The organism is Roseovarius sp. AK1035, from assembly GCF_003288315.1.
Classification (GTDB): Bacteria; Pseudomonadota; Alphaproteobacteria; order Rhodobacterales; family Rhodobacteraceae; genus Roseovarius; species Roseovarius mucosus_A.
This window is the reverse complement of record NZ_CP030099.1, coordinates 2,241,694-2,255,641: the sequence shown is the minus strand read 5'-3', so window position 1 is coordinate 2,255,641 and position 13,948 is coordinate 2,241,694. Positions and strand designations below refer to the sequence as shown.

Sequence of the window (13,948 nt, the reverse complement as noted above, 5' to 3'; positions counted from 1 at the left end):
TGCCATGCGCCATCGACTCAGACAAGGATGAACTCATGTTGACACATGCCGTGACGCTGCCCCTACTGGCCGCCGGGGTTTCCCTCGCACTGCTGACAGGCGGCCCTGCCTTTGGCCAGAACCCGAAACTGCATCTTGCCGCAACCATCGACCGCATCGAACAAGAGCTCGACGCGCGCGTCGGTGTTGTGATCCGCGACAGCGGCTCGGATTGGACCGTCAGCCATCGTGCCGAGGAGCGGTTCCTGATGGCCAGCACCTTCAAGACCATGCTGTGCGGCGCCGTCTTGCATCGCGTCGATGAGGGCGACCTAGATCTCGAAGAAAGGATTGCGATCGAGGCCGCAGAAGTCCTCGAGTATGCGCCTGTCACCGAAAAGATGGTCGGCGAAACGATGAGCGTGGGCGAACTATGCCACGCCGCGCTCGACATGAGCGATAACACTGCGACCAATCTGCTGATCGACCGGATCGAAGGACCACAAAGCGTGACCGCATTTTTGCGCGAGATCGGCGATCCGGTGAGCCGTCTGGACCGCCGCGAGCCGGACGTGAACACCTTCGCGCCGGACGACCCGCGCGATACAACCACGCCCGAAGCGATGGTGTCGACGATGGAGACGTTGCTGACGGGCGGTGCACTGTCCCCGCAATCGCGCGCGCAACTGGTCGACTGGATGACCGACGGTGGCGTTACGGGCGCACTGATCCGTGCGAGCACGCCAGCGGGCTGGCATGTCGCCGACAGATCGGGAAGCGGGAATTTCAACCGCAACATCGTGGCGATGGTGACGCCGCCGGATCGGGAACCCTACTTCATCGCCATCTTCCTGTCGGATGCAGATGCCGACTTTAACACCCGCAACGGCGCTGTGATCGAGCTGTCCAAAGCCGTCATGCAGGTCGTGACAAGCCGGTGAGATGGTCGCGGCCGCGCCCAACAAGGCGCGGCCCCCTCCACCAACGCAAGTCGAAGCGCGCAGAGATTTCCAGACTGCGAGTGCGAGGCTCCGACCGCGAAATCGTGATCAGTCCACAAATCGCCACTGGCGAATGTGATTGATCAGCGCCCGCAGCTTTGGTGCCATGTTCTGACGCTGTGGGAAATACAGGTAGAATCCTGAAAACGGCGGCAGGTAGCCCGTAAGCAACGGGACCAGTGCGCCACTATCGAAATGTTCTCTCATGCAGTCCCATGGCGCAAAGGTGATACCGCCATCCGCCAAAGCCACCCGCAACATCAGACGCAGGTCGTTGGTTGTCACCTGTGGATCCACCATGACATCGAAGGGCTTGCCATTCTCCTCGAACTCCCATCGCCACGGGGCCGTGTCGGGGGCGGGTCGCCATCCGACACAACGATGATCGAGCAGATCCTTGGGGTGGTTCGGTGCGCCATATCGCGCGATGTAGGCGGGCGTGGCTGCCGCCACTTCGCGTTGCGGGCCGCCAACGGGCACGGCGATCATATCCTGCTCGATCACTTCGCCCAAGCGGACACCTGCATCGTAACCACCGGCGACGATATCCAACGCGTCATCTATGACCGTCACATCCACCGTAACCTTGGGATGCGCCTCGGCAAAACGCGCAAGCAGCGGCCCCGACAGGAACTCCTCGGCAATGGATGTGACGGCCAATCGCAGCCGCCCACTCGGCACATCTTCATTGGCCTCAAGCGCGTCCTGAACCGCCGCCATTGGAGCGCGCAAGCTCTCGACCAGCCGGGCACCGGCCTCGGTCAGGCGAACCGAGCGGGTCGTGCGCATGACCACCTGTATGCCCAAGGCATCCTCCAGGCGGCGTATGCCTTGGCTCACAGCGGATCGCGTCACACCGAGCCGGTCCGCCGCAGCGCGAAAGTTCTGCTCTTCGGCAACGGCGAGCAGGAGTGGCAGCAAGTTCAAGTCCATAGGATGCCCCCATTGTCGCGCAATGCTAACCAACCAGTCCAGCAATAACGGTATACCGTTCACAATGATCTGCGTCCATCTTGCTTTTTGCAACAGGCAGATAAGGAGAAAATCATGGATAAGGTCATCTTGATTACCGGCGCCTCCAGCGGCATCGGCGAAGGCATCGCGCGCACGCTTGCAGCGCAGGGCGCGAAAATCTTGATGGGCGCGCGCCGCACGGATCGGCTGGACGCCATCGCACAGGATCTACGCGGCCATGGGGCCGAGGTCGCGACGTGGTCGCTTGATGTCACCGAGCTTCGCTCCATGCAGGAATTTGCGCAAACGGCGCTCAACCTGTGGGGCCGCATCGACGTGCTGGTGAACAACGCCGGAGTGATGCCCCTGTCGCCCATGTCCGCCGTCAAATTCGACGAATGGGAGCGGATGGTGGACGTGAACATCAAGGGCGTTTTGTGGGGGATTGGGGCCGTTCTTCCGGTCATGGAACGGCAAGGCGAAGGCCAGATCATCAACATCGGCTCTATCGGCGCGTTGCAGGCCGTACCGACGGCGGCCGTCTATTGCGGCACAAAATTTGCGGTTCGGGCGATATCGGACGGGCTGCGTCAGGAAAGTAGCGCCATCCGTGTCACCTGCGTGAACCCCGGCGTGGTAGAGAGCGAACTCGCCTCCACCATCACCCACGAAGAGACGCAGGCGCTCATAGGGGATTACCGCGCCATTGCACTGCAACCGGTTGATATCGCACGCGCCGTAAGCCAGTTGATCAACGCCCCGGCGACCGTGGACACAACCGAGATCACCATCCGCCCCACAGCATCCGCAAATTGAGGTCGACCATGGAGAAATCAGCCATGCTCACCGCCGTCCTTCTGGCCATCGGTGCCGAATTCGCCCGGAGTGAAACCCCGCACCCCTATGTCGGGATGTGGGTCACCGCCGACAACCGCATCCGGCACGAACTGCTGCCGAATGGCCGCTACGTCGAGGCCCGCGGCGAACGAGAACGCGCCTACGAAGGCCGCTATGAGATCAACGGCACATATATCGAATACTGGGACGACAGCGGCTTTACCGCCGACGGTGAATTCGTTGAACCCGATGTGCTGCATCATGCGGGCATGGTTCTCTATCGGAAGTAACCTCGATCACGCTGGCACATTCTCACCCGCTTTAATCCGGAAGTCGTCGGCTCTCCCGCCTGAGGGGAGCCGACGCAGATCTCCGGACTATACGTGAATACTCACCACCAATGGATTTCAATCTCTCCAGCCCGAAACGGCTATAGAGCCTTCGGTAGGGTTGTCGTGAACAAGAGAGTTAGCACCGGGGAGAGGACGCCCTTAGTGCCGCGACAATTGCGACTGCTTCGGTCGCAAGTTGGTCGCGCGTCGGGGTGATCCCCAAAACCACCATGCGCCAGTAGAGCGGTGCGGGAAGCAGATCGAGGGCCAGATCACGATCGACGGCCTGGTCCAACTCGCCCCGCGTAATCGCGCGGTCGAGAACGACCTGTGCCTGCTCCCGGCGCGCTTTGGCAACCTGAGTGTTCAGATCTCGCATCGGCGCGGACCGTGCAGCCTCGGCATGAAGATCCGGTAGGATGCGTCGGATCATGGGATGGCGAAGGACCACTCTCAGGCGGATCAGAAAGGCAAGTACATCGGCCTCCAGGCTTCCATGGTCGTCGGGCATGGCGATCGTCAACCCAATCGTTGACACTGCCGCGACTGCAAATTCGTGGTGCGACGAAAAGCGACGGTAGATCGCGGCTTTGCCGGCCCCCGCTCTGGCGGCAACCCTTTCCAGGCTTATGGCGGCAAAGCCGCGTTCCGCCCATTCCTCGAAGAAAGCGCGGTAGAGCGCATCGGTCAGATCGGCACGTTGCACGGCAGCCCCGGAAGGTTTTCGTCGGGATTTAACGACGGAACGGTTGCGTTCCAACGAAAGTACTCCTATTTGGTCGATACGTTACCGTTCCATCCATATGAGGTTCCATCATGGCTGACAAGTTCGATAGTTTCTCTGACCTGCTGCGCGCGGCATTAGGTGACCGGCTCGCACCTGCGGACAGCTTGCTCGGTCTTTTCACAGATGACGTGATCTTCGAGTTCCCCTATGCGCCTGACGGGCTGCCAAAGCGGCTGGACGGCAAGGCTGCCCTTGCGGCGCATCTTGAAAAGCTCGGCCCTTTGCTCATCTTCGGGCCGATGGAGCTCGGCAGCGTACATGCTGCTGGCGATACGGTGGTCTTCGAGTTTTCCTGCAGCGGCGCGGGCGTGAATACAGGTGCTCCTTATAATCAGAAGTACATTTCGGTGGTCACTGTGCGGGAAGGGCGCATTGCGCATTACCGCGACTATTGGAACCCGCTGGTCGTGCTGACAGCCTTGGGCGGCACCGAGGCTGCCGCCGCTGCGTATGAAGGGACAGCATGATGGTGGTCGAGCGGGTCCTCATCACCGATGTCATTGGCAGGCCGGTGCGCCAGATTTCTCTTGATCCTGCCGCTCTGGCAGCGCGCTTCGTGGCGCAGGGCCTTCCGCCTGACTACGCCAAGACGCTCACGGGTCTGGGCGTAGTCAGGCGGGCGCTAAAGACTGTATGACCCTGGGCGTTGAGCGGATGACCGGGCAGCGGCCCACGTCATTCCGCGACTTTGCGCACCGCGTCTTCGTGCAGCTATCGCGCACAGATCCTTGTAAAGTCGATGGGCCGGATCGTCCATCAGGAGTCATCACGCTTTGATCGGCTGACGACCGCGAAAGCCTGACTGAAGCGTCGGGAAAAAGAACTTGCGACGCCGGATGGGTTCGTCGACTGCGGGTGTTTGTTAGGCAAGTGGCGTTGTCCGTGCTTAGGTCATTGTTACTCCAGATGTCGTGACCGCATGTCGATTTAGGCGCCGTGCAATCCTCTGTTCTCCATCGTCAAAAATGCTGAAACCGCGTTCGAGAGTATCGCCGGGCATGTGAGATCATTGAGGGTCGCTGTCGTCGGATCGAGAGCGCAGCCGTGGTCCAGAATTCCCGTGCGTCGACACATACCTTCTTCCGCGTTGGGCCGGTGCGGATGCCGGACAAAACCCGACTCGCATCGTGCAAACAGCGGGATGCAACAATGCGCAAATTCGGCACATGCACAGCAGAACACGCAACGCCGACAAGGCGGAGGCCGCCTAAGATGTCTTCGAAATTCCCGATGTACTGCATGCCGAACACCGATGACGCCTGACAAAGAAAGGGATCAGCAATGCGCATCAATGATCTGCCCCACACGACACTGACGCGGCGCACGGCTCTCGCCTCTGCTGGTGCTTTTGCAACAGCAAGTGCGTTGTCCCTTCCAAGTTTTGCCCAGGATCAAATACAAGGAGATTTTGACATGGCAGAGATCACTACCCCCGACGGCAATCGCATTTTCTACAAGGATTGGGGCCCGCGCGACGCCCAGCCGATCGTCTTTCATCACGGTTGGCCCCTCAGCTCCGACGACTGGGACGCGCAGATGCTGTTCTTTCTCTCTAAGGGCTACCGGGTGGTGGCACATGACCGGCGCGGGCATGGCCGTTCGGAGCAGGTCGACAGCGGCCACGACATCGACCACTACGCCGCAGACGCCTTTGCCGTGGTTGAGGCGCTGGACCTGCGCAACGCAGTGCACATCGGCCATTCCACCGGCGGCGGCGAGGTCGCGCGCTACGTGGCGCGGCACGGTGGACCGGCTGGCCGGGTGGCCAAGGCCGTTCTCGTTGCCGCCATCCCGCCGCTGATGCTGCAGACCGAGACCAATCCTGAGGGCACGCCGATGGAGGTTTTCGACGGTTTCCGCGCGGCCCTCGCCGGAAATCGCGCGCAATTCTTCCGCGACGTGCCCGCCGGTCCGTTCTACGGGTTCAACCGAGAGGGTGCGACGGTCCACGAGGGCGTCATTCAGAACTGGTGGCGGCAGGGCATGATGGGCAGCGCCAAGGCGCATTACGACGGCATCAAGGCCTTCTCGGAGACCGATCAGACGGAGGACCTGAAGGCGATGACCGTGCCGACGCTCGTCCTGCATGGCGAGGATGATCAGGTGGTTCCAATTGCAGCCTCGGCCGAAAAGGCTGTCAAACTGCTGCCAAATGGCACGCTCAAGACCTATCCGGGGTTCTCGCACGGCATGCTGACGGTCAACGCCGACGTGCTGAACGCTGATCTGCTGGCCTTCATCACGGGCTGATACACCTGCGGCCCGCCCTGCTGCGATTGTCCGCGCAGGCAACGCCTATCGTCCCAAACAAAGGAACTGTGCCATGTCGAAACGCGATGCCACTTTCCCACCAAACGCCACGCGCTTTGGCAGCGGTCGGCGTCTGCTGGCTCGCCGGTTTTGATGTCGAGATCACGGTGATGGCGCGCATTCCGGGTTGATGCCCGATCAATCGCGGCACCTTGAGGCAAGCGAAAACACCCAAGAACACATGAAATCACCCAAGGAGAGAGCACATGACCAAGCCTGAATTACTAACCCCGGACAATTGCCAGATCATCTTTATCGACCACCAGCCACAGATGGCCTTTGGCGTGCAGTCGATCGACCGGCAGGTTCTGAAAAACAATGTTGTGGCCCTCGCCAAGGCGGCCAAGGTGTTCGACATCCCGACCACGATCACCACGGTCGAGACCGAAAGCTTCTCTGGTCACACGTATCCGGAACTGCTGGCAGTCTTCCCCGATCATCCGCTGCTCGAGCGCACCTCTATGAACTCCTGGGACGACCAGAAGGTGCGTAATGCGCTCGCGAAGAACGGCCAGAAGAAGGTCATCGTCTCTGGGCTCTGGACCGAAGTCTGCAACAACTCTTTCGCCTTCAGCGCAATGGCCGAGGGCGGCTACGAGATATTCATGGTCGCTGACGCCTCCGGCGGGACCTCGCAGGAGGCGCATGACTACTCCATGCAGCGCATGATCCAGGCCGGGGTTGTGCCGGTGACCTGGCAGCAGGTGATGCTGGAATGGCAGCGCGATTGGGCGCACCGTGAGACCTATGATGCCGTCATGAGCCTCGTGCGGGAGCATTCTGGCGCTTATGGCATGGGCGTCGATTACGCCTACACCATGGTTCACAAGGCGCCTGAGCGGGTCGAGCATGGAGAGCGTCTGGCACCCGTGGCCGCCGGATCGGCCGCCGCCGCCGAATAGCGATCTCGATGCGCCGGGTCCGGCGGCTGCTCTGCCCCGCAGCCGCCCCATTCCCTGCCGACGCATCGAGCGGGCCTGCATCGCCCCGCAGGCCCGCCCTTTCTTTCAGGCTGGGGTGAAGAGTGCTGCTGGGACGTTTGACATGCACGAGACGCGACAACACCCGATCAAAACCGCCGCGCCGGTCACCCGCCGGTGGGTCACGAAATCAGGTGCCGCGCTTGGCGCGCTTGGGCTTTTTGCACCCGACACTGCGCAGGCACAATCCAACACGGAGGACGGCATGGCCGACACGATCATCAGAAACGCGCGTGTGACGACGCTTGATCCCGCGACGCCAGACGTCGACGCCGTCGCGATCCGGGATGGTCTCATCTTGGCAACGGGAAGAGAGAACGAGATCATGTGGCTGGCAGACTCGGACACGCATGTGATCGACGCGGGCGGCAGGCGCGTGATTCCCGGCCTCAACGACAGCCACACGCATCTGATCCGTGGCGGGCTCAACTACAATATGGAACTCAGGTGGGAGAACGTTCCCTCGCTCGCTGACGCGCTGCGGATGCTGAAGGAACAGGCGGACCGCACCCCTGCCCCGCAGTGGGTCCGCGTTGTTGGCGGCTGGTCCGAATTCCAGTTCGCCGAACGGCGCATGCCGACGCTTGACGAGATCAACACCGCCGCGCCCGACACGCCCGTTTTTATCCTGCACCTCTACGGTCAGGCGTTGATCAACCGGGCGGCCATCGCGGTGCTGGGTTTCGGGAAGGAGACGCCGAATCCGCCGGGTGGCGAGATCCAGCGGGACGCCCAAGGCAACCCCACGGGCCTTCTAATCGCCAAGCCCTCGGCGCTCATCCTCTATTCCACCCTCGCGATGGGGCCAAAGCTGCCCCTCGAGGAGCAGATCAACTCTACCCGCCATTACATGCGCGAGATGAACCGCCTCGGTATCACATCGGTGATCGACGCCGGTGGCGGCGGCCAGAATTATCCGGATGATTACGCCGTCATCCAGCAGCTGCACGACGCGGATCAACTAACGGTTCGAATCGCGTTCAATCTTTTTGCGCAGACTGCGGGTGCAGAGCTTTCGGACTATGAGAACTGGGTAGCAATGACCGAACCCGGTGCGGGATCGAACATGCTACGGATGAACGGAGCGGGTGAGAACCTGACTTGGTCGGCAGCGGATTTCGAAAACTTCCTCGAACCCCGTCCCGATCTCGTCCCCACAATGGAAAGCGAACTGGAGCCGATCGTCGAGTTGCTGGCGGTGAACAAATGGCCGTTCCGCATCCATGCGACCTATGACGAAACGATCGACCGGTTCCTAACCGTCTTCGAGCGTGTGAACCAGCGCCAGCCGTTCGAGACGCGGTTCATCATCGACCACGCAGAGACGATTACGCCGCGCAACATCGAGCGGATCACGGCGCTTGGCGGCGGCATCGCCACGCAGCATCGAATGGCGTTCCAGGGGGAGTATTTTGTAGACCGCTACGGCGCGGAGGCGGCGCAGGCGACACCGCCGATCCGGCGGATGATCGACATGGGCACCCCGGTCGGTGCTGGCACCGATGCAACACGCGTGGCTTCTTACGACCCGTGGGTCAGCCTCTACTGGATGACCACCGGCAAGACGCTGGGCGGCATGCCGCTTTACAGCGAGGACAACCTGCTGTCGCGCGAGGAGGCGCTGCGGCTCTGGACGCATGGGTCGGCATGGTTTTCGGGCGAGGCGAATGAAAAAGGCACTCTTGCGCCCGGCATGTACGCCGATCTCGCAGTGCTCTCGGCAGATTACCTGAGCGTGCCGCCTGACGAGATCCGGCAGATAAACGCCGTCCTAACCATGGTCGGCGGCCGTATCGTGCATGGCGAGGGCCCGTTCTCCGATCTTGCACCGCCGCTGCCGCCCGCCTCGCCGGGCTGGAGCCCAGTCGGCGCGGTCCCAAGTCCGGGCGCGCGGCAGGCGACCGGTGCCACTGAGATGCGTATTGACCGCGCATGCCACGATGGCTGTGCCAGCGCCTGCTCGCTGCACGGCCATGACCACGGAATTGCCTGGACGAACCCCATTCCCGTGAAAGACGTAAAGTCCTTCTGGGGCGCGCTCGGCTGTTCGTGTTTTGCGGTGTGAAGGGAGGCAGGATGGATTGGAAACCCTATGCTGTGTCGTTTGCGTTCGGGCTCGCCGTCGGGGGGCTCTACGCACTTTTTGGCACACGCTCGCCCGCGCCGCCAATCATCGCGCTGCTTGGCCTGCTCGGAATGCTGCTGGGCGAGACGGCGGTTTCATGGCTTAGGGACCGGACGACAGCCGCAGGGGCCACCGCCCATTGCCTGCACGCGAAACATTTCGCAACGTCCGAGCGTCAGGAGACGGAGGGATGACGCGCTGTCTTGCACTTCTGTTCGCAGTGACGACCGCGCATATGGCCGTCGCCGAACAACTTGTCTTTGAAGGACGGATCGAAGCCTCCGACCGTGCGGTCCTGTCCAGCCGCCTGAACGGCGTCGTAGCTGAAATCCTCTTCGAGGGTGGTGATCACGTCAAAGCGGGTCAGCCGCTGATCCGTCTTGATCCGACCGATGTGGCACTCGCACTGGAGATGACCGAGGCGCGGCTCGCCGAGGCCCAAGCGCGGCTCGACGGGGCGGCCCGGCGAACCGCCCGTCAGGAAGAGATGCTTGACCGCGGGGTTGCTGCGGATGCCACTGTGGGACCCGCCCGCACCGAAAGGGCGATGGCCGAGGCCGCGGTTGCGCTGGCAGAGGCCGAGCGGCGGCGGGCGGCGCTCGATCTCGAACGTGCGATCATACGCGCCCCGATCACTGGCCTCATCTCGCCGCCAGCCGTTGCCGTCGGCACCTTCCTCGAGGCGGAGGTTGCCCCGCCACTGGCGACGATCATCACGCTTGACCCGGCGGTCGTCGCCTACCAAGCACCCTATGCTGAACGGCTCGCCTCCCTCGAAGCGACCGGGTCCAGGACGGTTGCCGAGTTGCTGGAAACCGTCCGAGTAAAATTGCGGCTCCCCGGCGACAGGATCTATCCCGGAGAGGCGAGCCCCCATGCAGCAAGCCCCGAGGTCGACGCAGAGACTGGCACCGTAACCGTATGGGCGCGGTTTCCGAACCCCGATGCGCTGCTGCGGCCCGGCATGGCCGTAATGGTCCTCTCGGAGATCAGCCAGACCGAGGTAGCGCAATGAGCGAGACCACCGCAGTTTCGGTGCCAGTGTCCTTGGCCTTCGCCCCTCACGGGTGCAGGGCTTTGGCGATCCTTGGGCTTGCGACGGTCGTTTCTACTCTCGGAAGCTGGATGCACGATTTCGGCGCGCGCAGGCTTGGGCTTGGAACTTTTGCATCAAGCGCCGCGCCAAAGATATACTCTCTGGTGACCACAGCCGGTCGCCAGCCCGAAGACACCTAAACAGGAGACCAAAACATGAGCTGGAGCCCTTGCCCCGACCCAACCCTCGGTGACGCCGAAAGCGTCGATGCCATTGAGACAGTCATCGTTCCGCGCGCTGTCGATCTCGGCGAGATGACTGTGCGCAGGGCCCTACCCTCGACCGCGCGTCAGATGGTCGGGCCCTTCATCTTCTTCGACCAGATGGGACCAGCCGAGTTCCTAACCGATCAGGGCATTGATGTACGGCCGCATCCGCACATCAACCTCGCGACGGTAACCTATCTCTTGGAGGGTGAGATCCTGCACCGTGACAGTCTCGGAACCGAACAGGCGATCCGTCCCGGTGCCGTGAACTGGATGCGCGCGGGCCGCGGGATCGTCCACTCTGAGCGGACCGCGCCCGAGCTCAAGCGCACCGGGCAGCGGCTATTTGGGTTGCAGACCTGGATGGCGCTACCGGCTGCGGCAGAAGAATCCGATCCGGCCTTCATCCATCATGGTGAGCCGGACCTGCCGACCATCGAGGACGGCGCGCTGACTCTCCGCCTGATTGCGGGCGCGCTCCACGGCGTGCGCTCGCCACTCGCGACGGCTTCTGAGACGCTCTATGCCGACATCGCGCTGGCGGCGGGCGGGACCTATCGCGTGGAGGCCACGCATGACGAGCGCGCACTCTACATCCTGACCGGCCCGATCGCTGTCGATGGAAAAACCCACGAGCCTGGGACCTTGCTGATCCTCGCTCCGCGCGCCGAGGCGGTGATCACGGCCGAGCGCGACGCTCGCCTGATGCTTTTTGGCGGCGAGCCAATGGAGGGCCCGCGTTACATCTGGTGGAACTTCGTCTCTTCGCGCCCCGAACGCATTGAGCAGGCTAAGGAGGAATGGCGGCGCGGCCGCTTCGACACTGTGCCCGGCGACGAGGCGGAATTCATCCCGCTGCCCGAGACGAACAGTCCCCAGCAACGCGCCACGGGCCGTGAGGATCACCAGACATGACCGCCATTCCGGGGCTGCACCACGTCACCGCCATCTGCTCTGCCCCGCAGACCAATCTCGATTTCTATACCGGCACGCTTGGCCAGCGGTTGGTGAAGAAGACGGTCAACTTTGACGATCCCGGCACGTATCATCTTTACTACGGGGACCGAGCCGGGACGCCGGGGACTATCATGACCTTCTTTCCCTTCATCGGTTCCGGACCCGGACAGGCGGGCCACGGCATGGCCTCTGCCGTGGCCTACGCCTCTGATGCCGCGGGCCTTGACGCATGGGTGGACCTTTTGGCGCAGGGCGATGTCAACTTTGACGGGCCGGAGGAGCGGTTTGGTGCCAGGGTGATCACGCTCGCCGACCCCGACCGGCTGTCCATCGAAATCGCCGAGACCGCCGACATGGCGCCCGGCGGCTTCCATTCGGTCACGCTACGCCTTGCCGATCCAGAGCCGACCGCGCGGCTCCTGACCGGGATCATGGGCTACGAGGAGCTTGGCGAGGAGACCGGCCCCGGCCTGTCACGCCTGCGCCTGCGCGCGCCGGGCGGAGAAATGGGCAGCGTCATTGATCTCGTGCGCGACGATGCCACAACGACCGCCCGACAGGGCGCGGGCACCATCCACCACGTCGCCTTCCGCGCCCGCAACACCGAAGAGCAGCGCAACTGGCAGGAGCGCCTGCGTGCCGCGAGGCTCGACGTGACGCCGATCATCGACCGCCAGTATTTCAAGGCGATCTACTTTCGCGAACCGGGCGGCGTGCTCTTCGAGATCGCCACGGACCCGCCGGGCTTTGCCATCGACGAACCGGAGGAGGCACTGGGCCGCAACCTGATGCTCCCCACGCGTTACGAACCGGACCGCGCGCGCATCGAGCGCATTCTCCCGCCACTGTCCGGGCATATGTGACGGACGATCCACACAGTGCTGGCCGCATCCACCGGCGCGGGCCTAGCTAGCCCTCATGCTCCTGCACAGCCGGGGGCCGAGACCAATGAGACCTTCGACTGCGGCGCGGCCCTTGTTCCGGCCAGTGCTGCATTGTTCGCACCCTGGGCGGGCGGGCGGCACCTGAAGGCCGTGGGTGGCCTGTCTGGCGGCCTTGTCGGCACTGGTGATGCGACGGGCGACCCCTTTGGTGGCCTCAACGGTCATACCCCGAAACACTTTGACTACGCGGCCGATCTCTTCGAATTGCCTATCTACTTTGGCTGCCACACCCGCGACCTGCATGTCCCGCTTGCCCGCGTGCGAGAGGGCGAAACGGTCCATGCAGGCTCGCAAGCTGATTGTCGAATGGCGATACACCCCGGTGCCGGACACGCGATCACCGCGCACGATGTGTCCACTCTGCGCAGGCTGCTATCTGACCCCGGCGCAGACATAGCTCTTCTTTCGCGTCCGCCAGTTGAGATTATTCGTCAACCTATCGCGCCACCCTTTTAACTTCGAGCATCCCAAATTCAGATTTTCGCATTGGGCAGTGCATCATCTTTGCACCCCGAACCGAGGTCGCGCATTGAGACTCATAGCGTCTTTCCACCTCACTTCGTCGAAGCAGCCGTGGCCCCGGCATCCGTGCCTTGGACGGCCTCTGCCGCCCCCTTGGCTGCCGCATCGATCACGTCGGCAACCGCCTTCGGCTGCGTCAGGAACACGACATGGCTGCCGCGCACCTCAGTCGTCTCGGCACCGATCCGGCGGGCAGTGCTGCGAAGGAGATCTGGCGCGATGGCACCGTCCTCGGTGGCGACGACAAACCAGCTGGGCTTGGTCTTCCAGGCAGCGACAGTCACCGGCGCTGCAAGTGCGGCCATCGCGATTGGCACTTGAGCATCACGCAGAAACGCCGCGTCGGCCTCATCGGTGTCACCTGCAAAGCCGGCATGGAAGTGGTCGGCATTCAGGTAGGCAAAGCCGTCCGGCTGCTCTTCGGGCACAAAGTTCGGGGGCGGCGGGATCTCGGAGTACTGATCAAGCGTGGATTGGCCAACCTCGGGCGCGAATGCGGCGACATAGACGAGGCCGACAACCTTCGGATCGGTGCCGGCCTCGGTGATCACGCTGCCGCCATAGGAGTGGCCGACGAGAATGACCGCGCCGTCCTGCCTGTTCAGCACACGCTGGGTTGCCGAGACATCGTCGGCGAAAGAGGTCAGCGGGTTTTGCACGATGCTCACATCATAGCCACGCGCGGTCAGCTCATCATAGACCCCGCGCCACCCGGATCCGTCGGCGAATGCACCGTGGACAAGGACGATGTTAGGGACGGGGTTGGCATTGACGCCGAAGGCGACACTGCCGGCCAAGGCTGCGGCGGTCAGGGTTTTCAGGGTATTGGGCACGGTCGTATCTCCTTTGTGAGTTGGAACACAATGCTGCCGCTGGTCGTCGCGCCGTGAAGCGTGAACGGACAGACATCAAGTGCAG

The 13,948-nt window shown here is 62.7% G+C and carries 17 protein-coding genes; 14 read left to right on the top strand and 3 right to left on the bottom strand.

From position 1 onward, the window contains the following. Nucleotides 1–35: 35 nt before the first annotated feature. A complete protein-coding gene (gene bla, locus RAK1035_RS10790) occupies nucleotides 36–920 on the top strand; it encodes a class A beta-lactamase (RefSeq protein WP_037297149.1) in 885 nt (294 codons plus the stop codon). Between the two features lie 108 nt (nucleotides 921–1,028). On the opposite strand, the gene RAK1035_RS10785 is transcribed toward bla, so the two are convergent. After that, nucleotides 1,029–1,913: a LysR family transcriptional regulator gene (locus RAK1035_RS10785; RefSeq protein ID WP_008280013.1), complete on the bottom strand. Its 885-nt coding sequence runs from the start codon at nucleotides 1,911–1,913 to the stop codon at nucleotides 1,029–1,031. Nucleotides 1,914–2,027: 114 nt separating this feature from the next. On the opposite strand from RAK1035_RS10785, the gene RAK1035_RS10780 reads away from it, so the two are divergent. Together RAK1035_RS10780 and RAK1035_RS10775 are read left to right on the top strand one after the other, a co-directional pair. Next, entirely contained in the window at nucleotides 2,028–2,750 is a 723-nt protein-coding gene (locus tag RAK1035_RS10780) for an SDR family oxidoreductase (RefSeq protein ID WP_008280012.1), read from the top strand. Between the two features lie 23 nt (nucleotides 2,751–2,773). Next, nucleotides 2,774–3,061 carry an Atu4866 domain-containing protein gene (locus RAK1035_RS10775; RefSeq protein ID WP_199861257.1) on the top strand — a complete coding sequence of 96 codons (288 nt, stop codon included), beginning with the start codon at nucleotides 2,774–2,776 and terminating at the stop codon, nucleotides 3,059–3,061. A 178-nt stretch (nucleotides 3,062–3,239) separates the two neighbouring features. On the opposite strand, the gene RAK1035_RS10770 is transcribed toward RAK1035_RS10775, so the two are convergent. Then, nucleotides 3,240–3,863 (bottom strand): TetR-like C-terminal domain-containing protein, encoded by a 624-nt coding sequence (locus tag RAK1035_RS10770; protein ID WP_037297143.1) that lies wholly within the window; start codon nucleotides 3,861–3,863, stop codon nucleotides 3,240–3,242. Nucleotides 3,864–3,919: 56 nt separating this feature from the next. Between RAK1035_RS10770 and RAK1035_RS10765 the strand changes: the two genes are divergently transcribed. From RAK1035_RS10765 to RAK1035_RS20190, 11 genes are all read left to right on the top strand, one after another. Continuing rightward, nucleotides 3,920–4,357, top strand: a complete 438-nt coding sequence (locus tag RAK1035_RS10765; protein ID WP_008280009.1) for a nuclear transport factor 2 family protein — start codon at nucleotides 3,920–3,922, stop codon at nucleotides 4,355–4,357. Continuing rightward, entirely contained in the window at nucleotides 4,354–4,527 is a 174-nt protein-coding gene (locus RAK1035_RS20195) for a hypothetical protein (RefSeq protein ID WP_008280007.1), read from the top strand. Before RAK1035_RS10765 ends, RAK1035_RS20195 begins: the two co-directional genes overlap by 4 nt. A gap of 776 nt (nucleotides 4,528–5,303) precedes the next feature. Next, a complete protein-coding gene (locus tag RAK1035_RS10760) occupies nucleotides 5,304–6,140 on the top strand; it encodes an alpha/beta fold hydrolase (protein ID WP_008280006.1) in 837 nt (278 codons plus the stop codon). A 266-nt stretch (nucleotides 6,141–6,406) separates the two neighbouring features. Then, nucleotides 6,407–7,102: a hydrolase gene (locus RAK1035_RS10755; RefSeq protein ID WP_037297138.1), complete on the top strand. Its 696-nt coding sequence runs from the start codon at nucleotides 6,407–6,409 to the stop codon at nucleotides 7,100–7,102. A gap of 142 nt (nucleotides 7,103–7,244) precedes the next feature. Then, nucleotides 7,245–9,245: an amidohydrolase gene (locus RAK1035_RS10750; protein WP_112303149.1), complete on the top strand. Its 2,001-nt coding sequence runs from the start codon at nucleotides 7,245–7,247 to the stop codon at nucleotides 9,243–9,245. A gap of 11 nt (nucleotides 9,246–9,256) precedes the next feature. Beyond that, nucleotides 9,257–9,499 carry a XapX domain-containing protein gene (locus tag RAK1035_RS10745; protein WP_008280001.1) on the top strand — a complete coding sequence of 81 codons (243 nt, stop codon included), beginning with the start codon at nucleotides 9,257–9,259 and terminating at the stop codon, nucleotides 9,497–9,499. Further along, the gene (locus tag RAK1035_RS10740; protein ID WP_008280000.1) at nucleotides 9,496–10,320 is read left to right on the top strand and encodes an efflux RND transporter periplasmic adaptor subunit; all 825 of its coding nucleotides are present in this window, start codon (nucleotides 9,496–9,498) and stop codon (nucleotides 10,318–10,320) included. Before RAK1035_RS10745 ends, RAK1035_RS10740 begins: the two co-directional genes overlap by 4 nt. Then, nucleotides 10,317–10,541: a hypothetical protein gene (locus tag RAK1035_RS20390; protein WP_157132393.1), complete on the top strand. Its 225-nt coding sequence runs from the start codon at nucleotides 10,317–10,319 to the stop codon at nucleotides 10,539–10,541. The genes RAK1035_RS10740 and RAK1035_RS20390 overlap by 4 nt, the downstream gene beginning before the upstream one ends. Nucleotides 10,542–10,556: 15 nt before the next feature. Then, nucleotides 10,557–11,522 carry a pirin family protein gene (locus RAK1035_RS10735; protein ID WP_008279999.1) on the top strand — a complete coding sequence of 322 codons (966 nt, stop codon included), beginning with the start codon at nucleotides 10,557–10,559 and terminating at the stop codon, nucleotides 11,520–11,522. Then, nucleotides 11,519–12,427: a ring-cleaving dioxygenase gene (locus RAK1035_RS10730; RefSeq protein WP_008279998.1), complete on the top strand. Its 909-nt coding sequence runs from the start codon at nucleotides 11,519–11,521 to the stop codon at nucleotides 12,425–12,427. Before RAK1035_RS10735 ends, RAK1035_RS10730 begins: the two co-directional genes overlap by 4 nt. Nucleotides 12,428–12,442: 15 nt before the next feature. Next, the gene (locus RAK1035_RS20190; RefSeq protein WP_157132392.1) at nucleotides 12,443–12,964 is read left to right on the top strand and encodes a hypothetical protein; all 522 of its coding nucleotides are present in this window, start codon (nucleotides 12,443–12,445) and stop codon (nucleotides 12,962–12,964) included. Nucleotides 12,965–13,062: 98 nt separating this feature from the next. Here RAK1035_RS20190 and RAK1035_RS10720 read toward each other — a convergent pair whose 3' ends face one another. Next, nucleotides 13,063–13,863 (bottom strand): alpha/beta hydrolase, encoded by an 801-nt coding sequence (locus RAK1035_RS10720; protein WP_008279996.1) that lies wholly within the window; start codon nucleotides 13,861–13,863, stop codon nucleotides 13,063–13,065. Nucleotides 13,864–13,948: the final 85 nt, after the last annotated feature.

Coding starts and splice junctions, on each gene's coding strand:
- RAK1035_RS10755 (WP_037297138.1), top strand. CDS start 6,407: ATGACCAAGCCTGAATTACTAACCCCGGACAATTGCCAGATCATCTTT.
- RAK1035_RS10735 (WP_008279999.1), top strand. CDS start 10,557: ATGAGCTGGAGCCCTTGCCCCGACCCAACCCTCGGTGACGCCGAAAGC.
- RAK1035_RS10785 (WP_008280013.1), bottom strand. CDS start 1,913: ATGGACTTGAACTTGCTGCCACTCCTGCTCGCCGTTGCCGAAGAGCAG.
- RAK1035_RS20195 (WP_008280007.1), top strand. CDS start 4,354: ATGATGGTGGTCGAGCGGGTCCTCATCACCGATGTCATTGGCAGGCCG.
- RAK1035_RS10760 (WP_008280006.1), top strand. CDS start 5,304: ATGGCAGAGATCACTACCCCCGACGGCAATCGCATTTTCTACAAGGAT.
- RAK1035_RS10740 (WP_008280000.1), top strand. CDS start 9,496: ATGACGCGCTGTCTTGCACTTCTGTTCGCAGTGACGACCGCGCATATG.
- RAK1035_RS10775 (WP_199861257.1), top strand. CDS start 2,774: ATGCTCACCGCCGTCCTTCTGGCCATCGGTGCCGAATTCGCCCGGAGT.
- bla (WP_037297149.1), top strand. CDS start 36: ATGTTGACACATGCCGTGACGCTGCCCCTACTGGCCGCCGGGGTTTCC.
- RAK1035_RS10765 (WP_008280009.1), top strand. CDS start 3,920: ATGGCTGACAAGTTCGATAGTTTCTCTGACCTGCTGCGCGCGGCATTA.
- RAK1035_RS10745 (WP_008280001.1), top strand. CDS start 9,257: ATGGATTGGAAACCCTATGCTGTGTCGTTTGCGTTCGGGCTCGCCGTC.
- RAK1035_RS10750 (WP_112303149.1), top strand. CDS start 7,245: ATGCACGAGACGCGACAACACCCGATCAAAACCGCCGCGCCGGTCACC.
- RAK1035_RS20390 (WP_157132393.1), top strand. CDS start 10,317: ATGAGCGAGACCACCGCAGTTTCGGTGCCAGTGTCCTTGGCCTTCGCC.
- RAK1035_RS10780 (WP_008280012.1), top strand. CDS start 2,028: ATGGATAAGGTCATCTTGATTACCGGCGCCTCCAGCGGCATCGGCGAA.
- RAK1035_RS10730 (WP_008279998.1), top strand. CDS start 11,519: ATGACCGCCATTCCGGGGCTGCACCACGTCACCGCCATCTGCTCTGCC.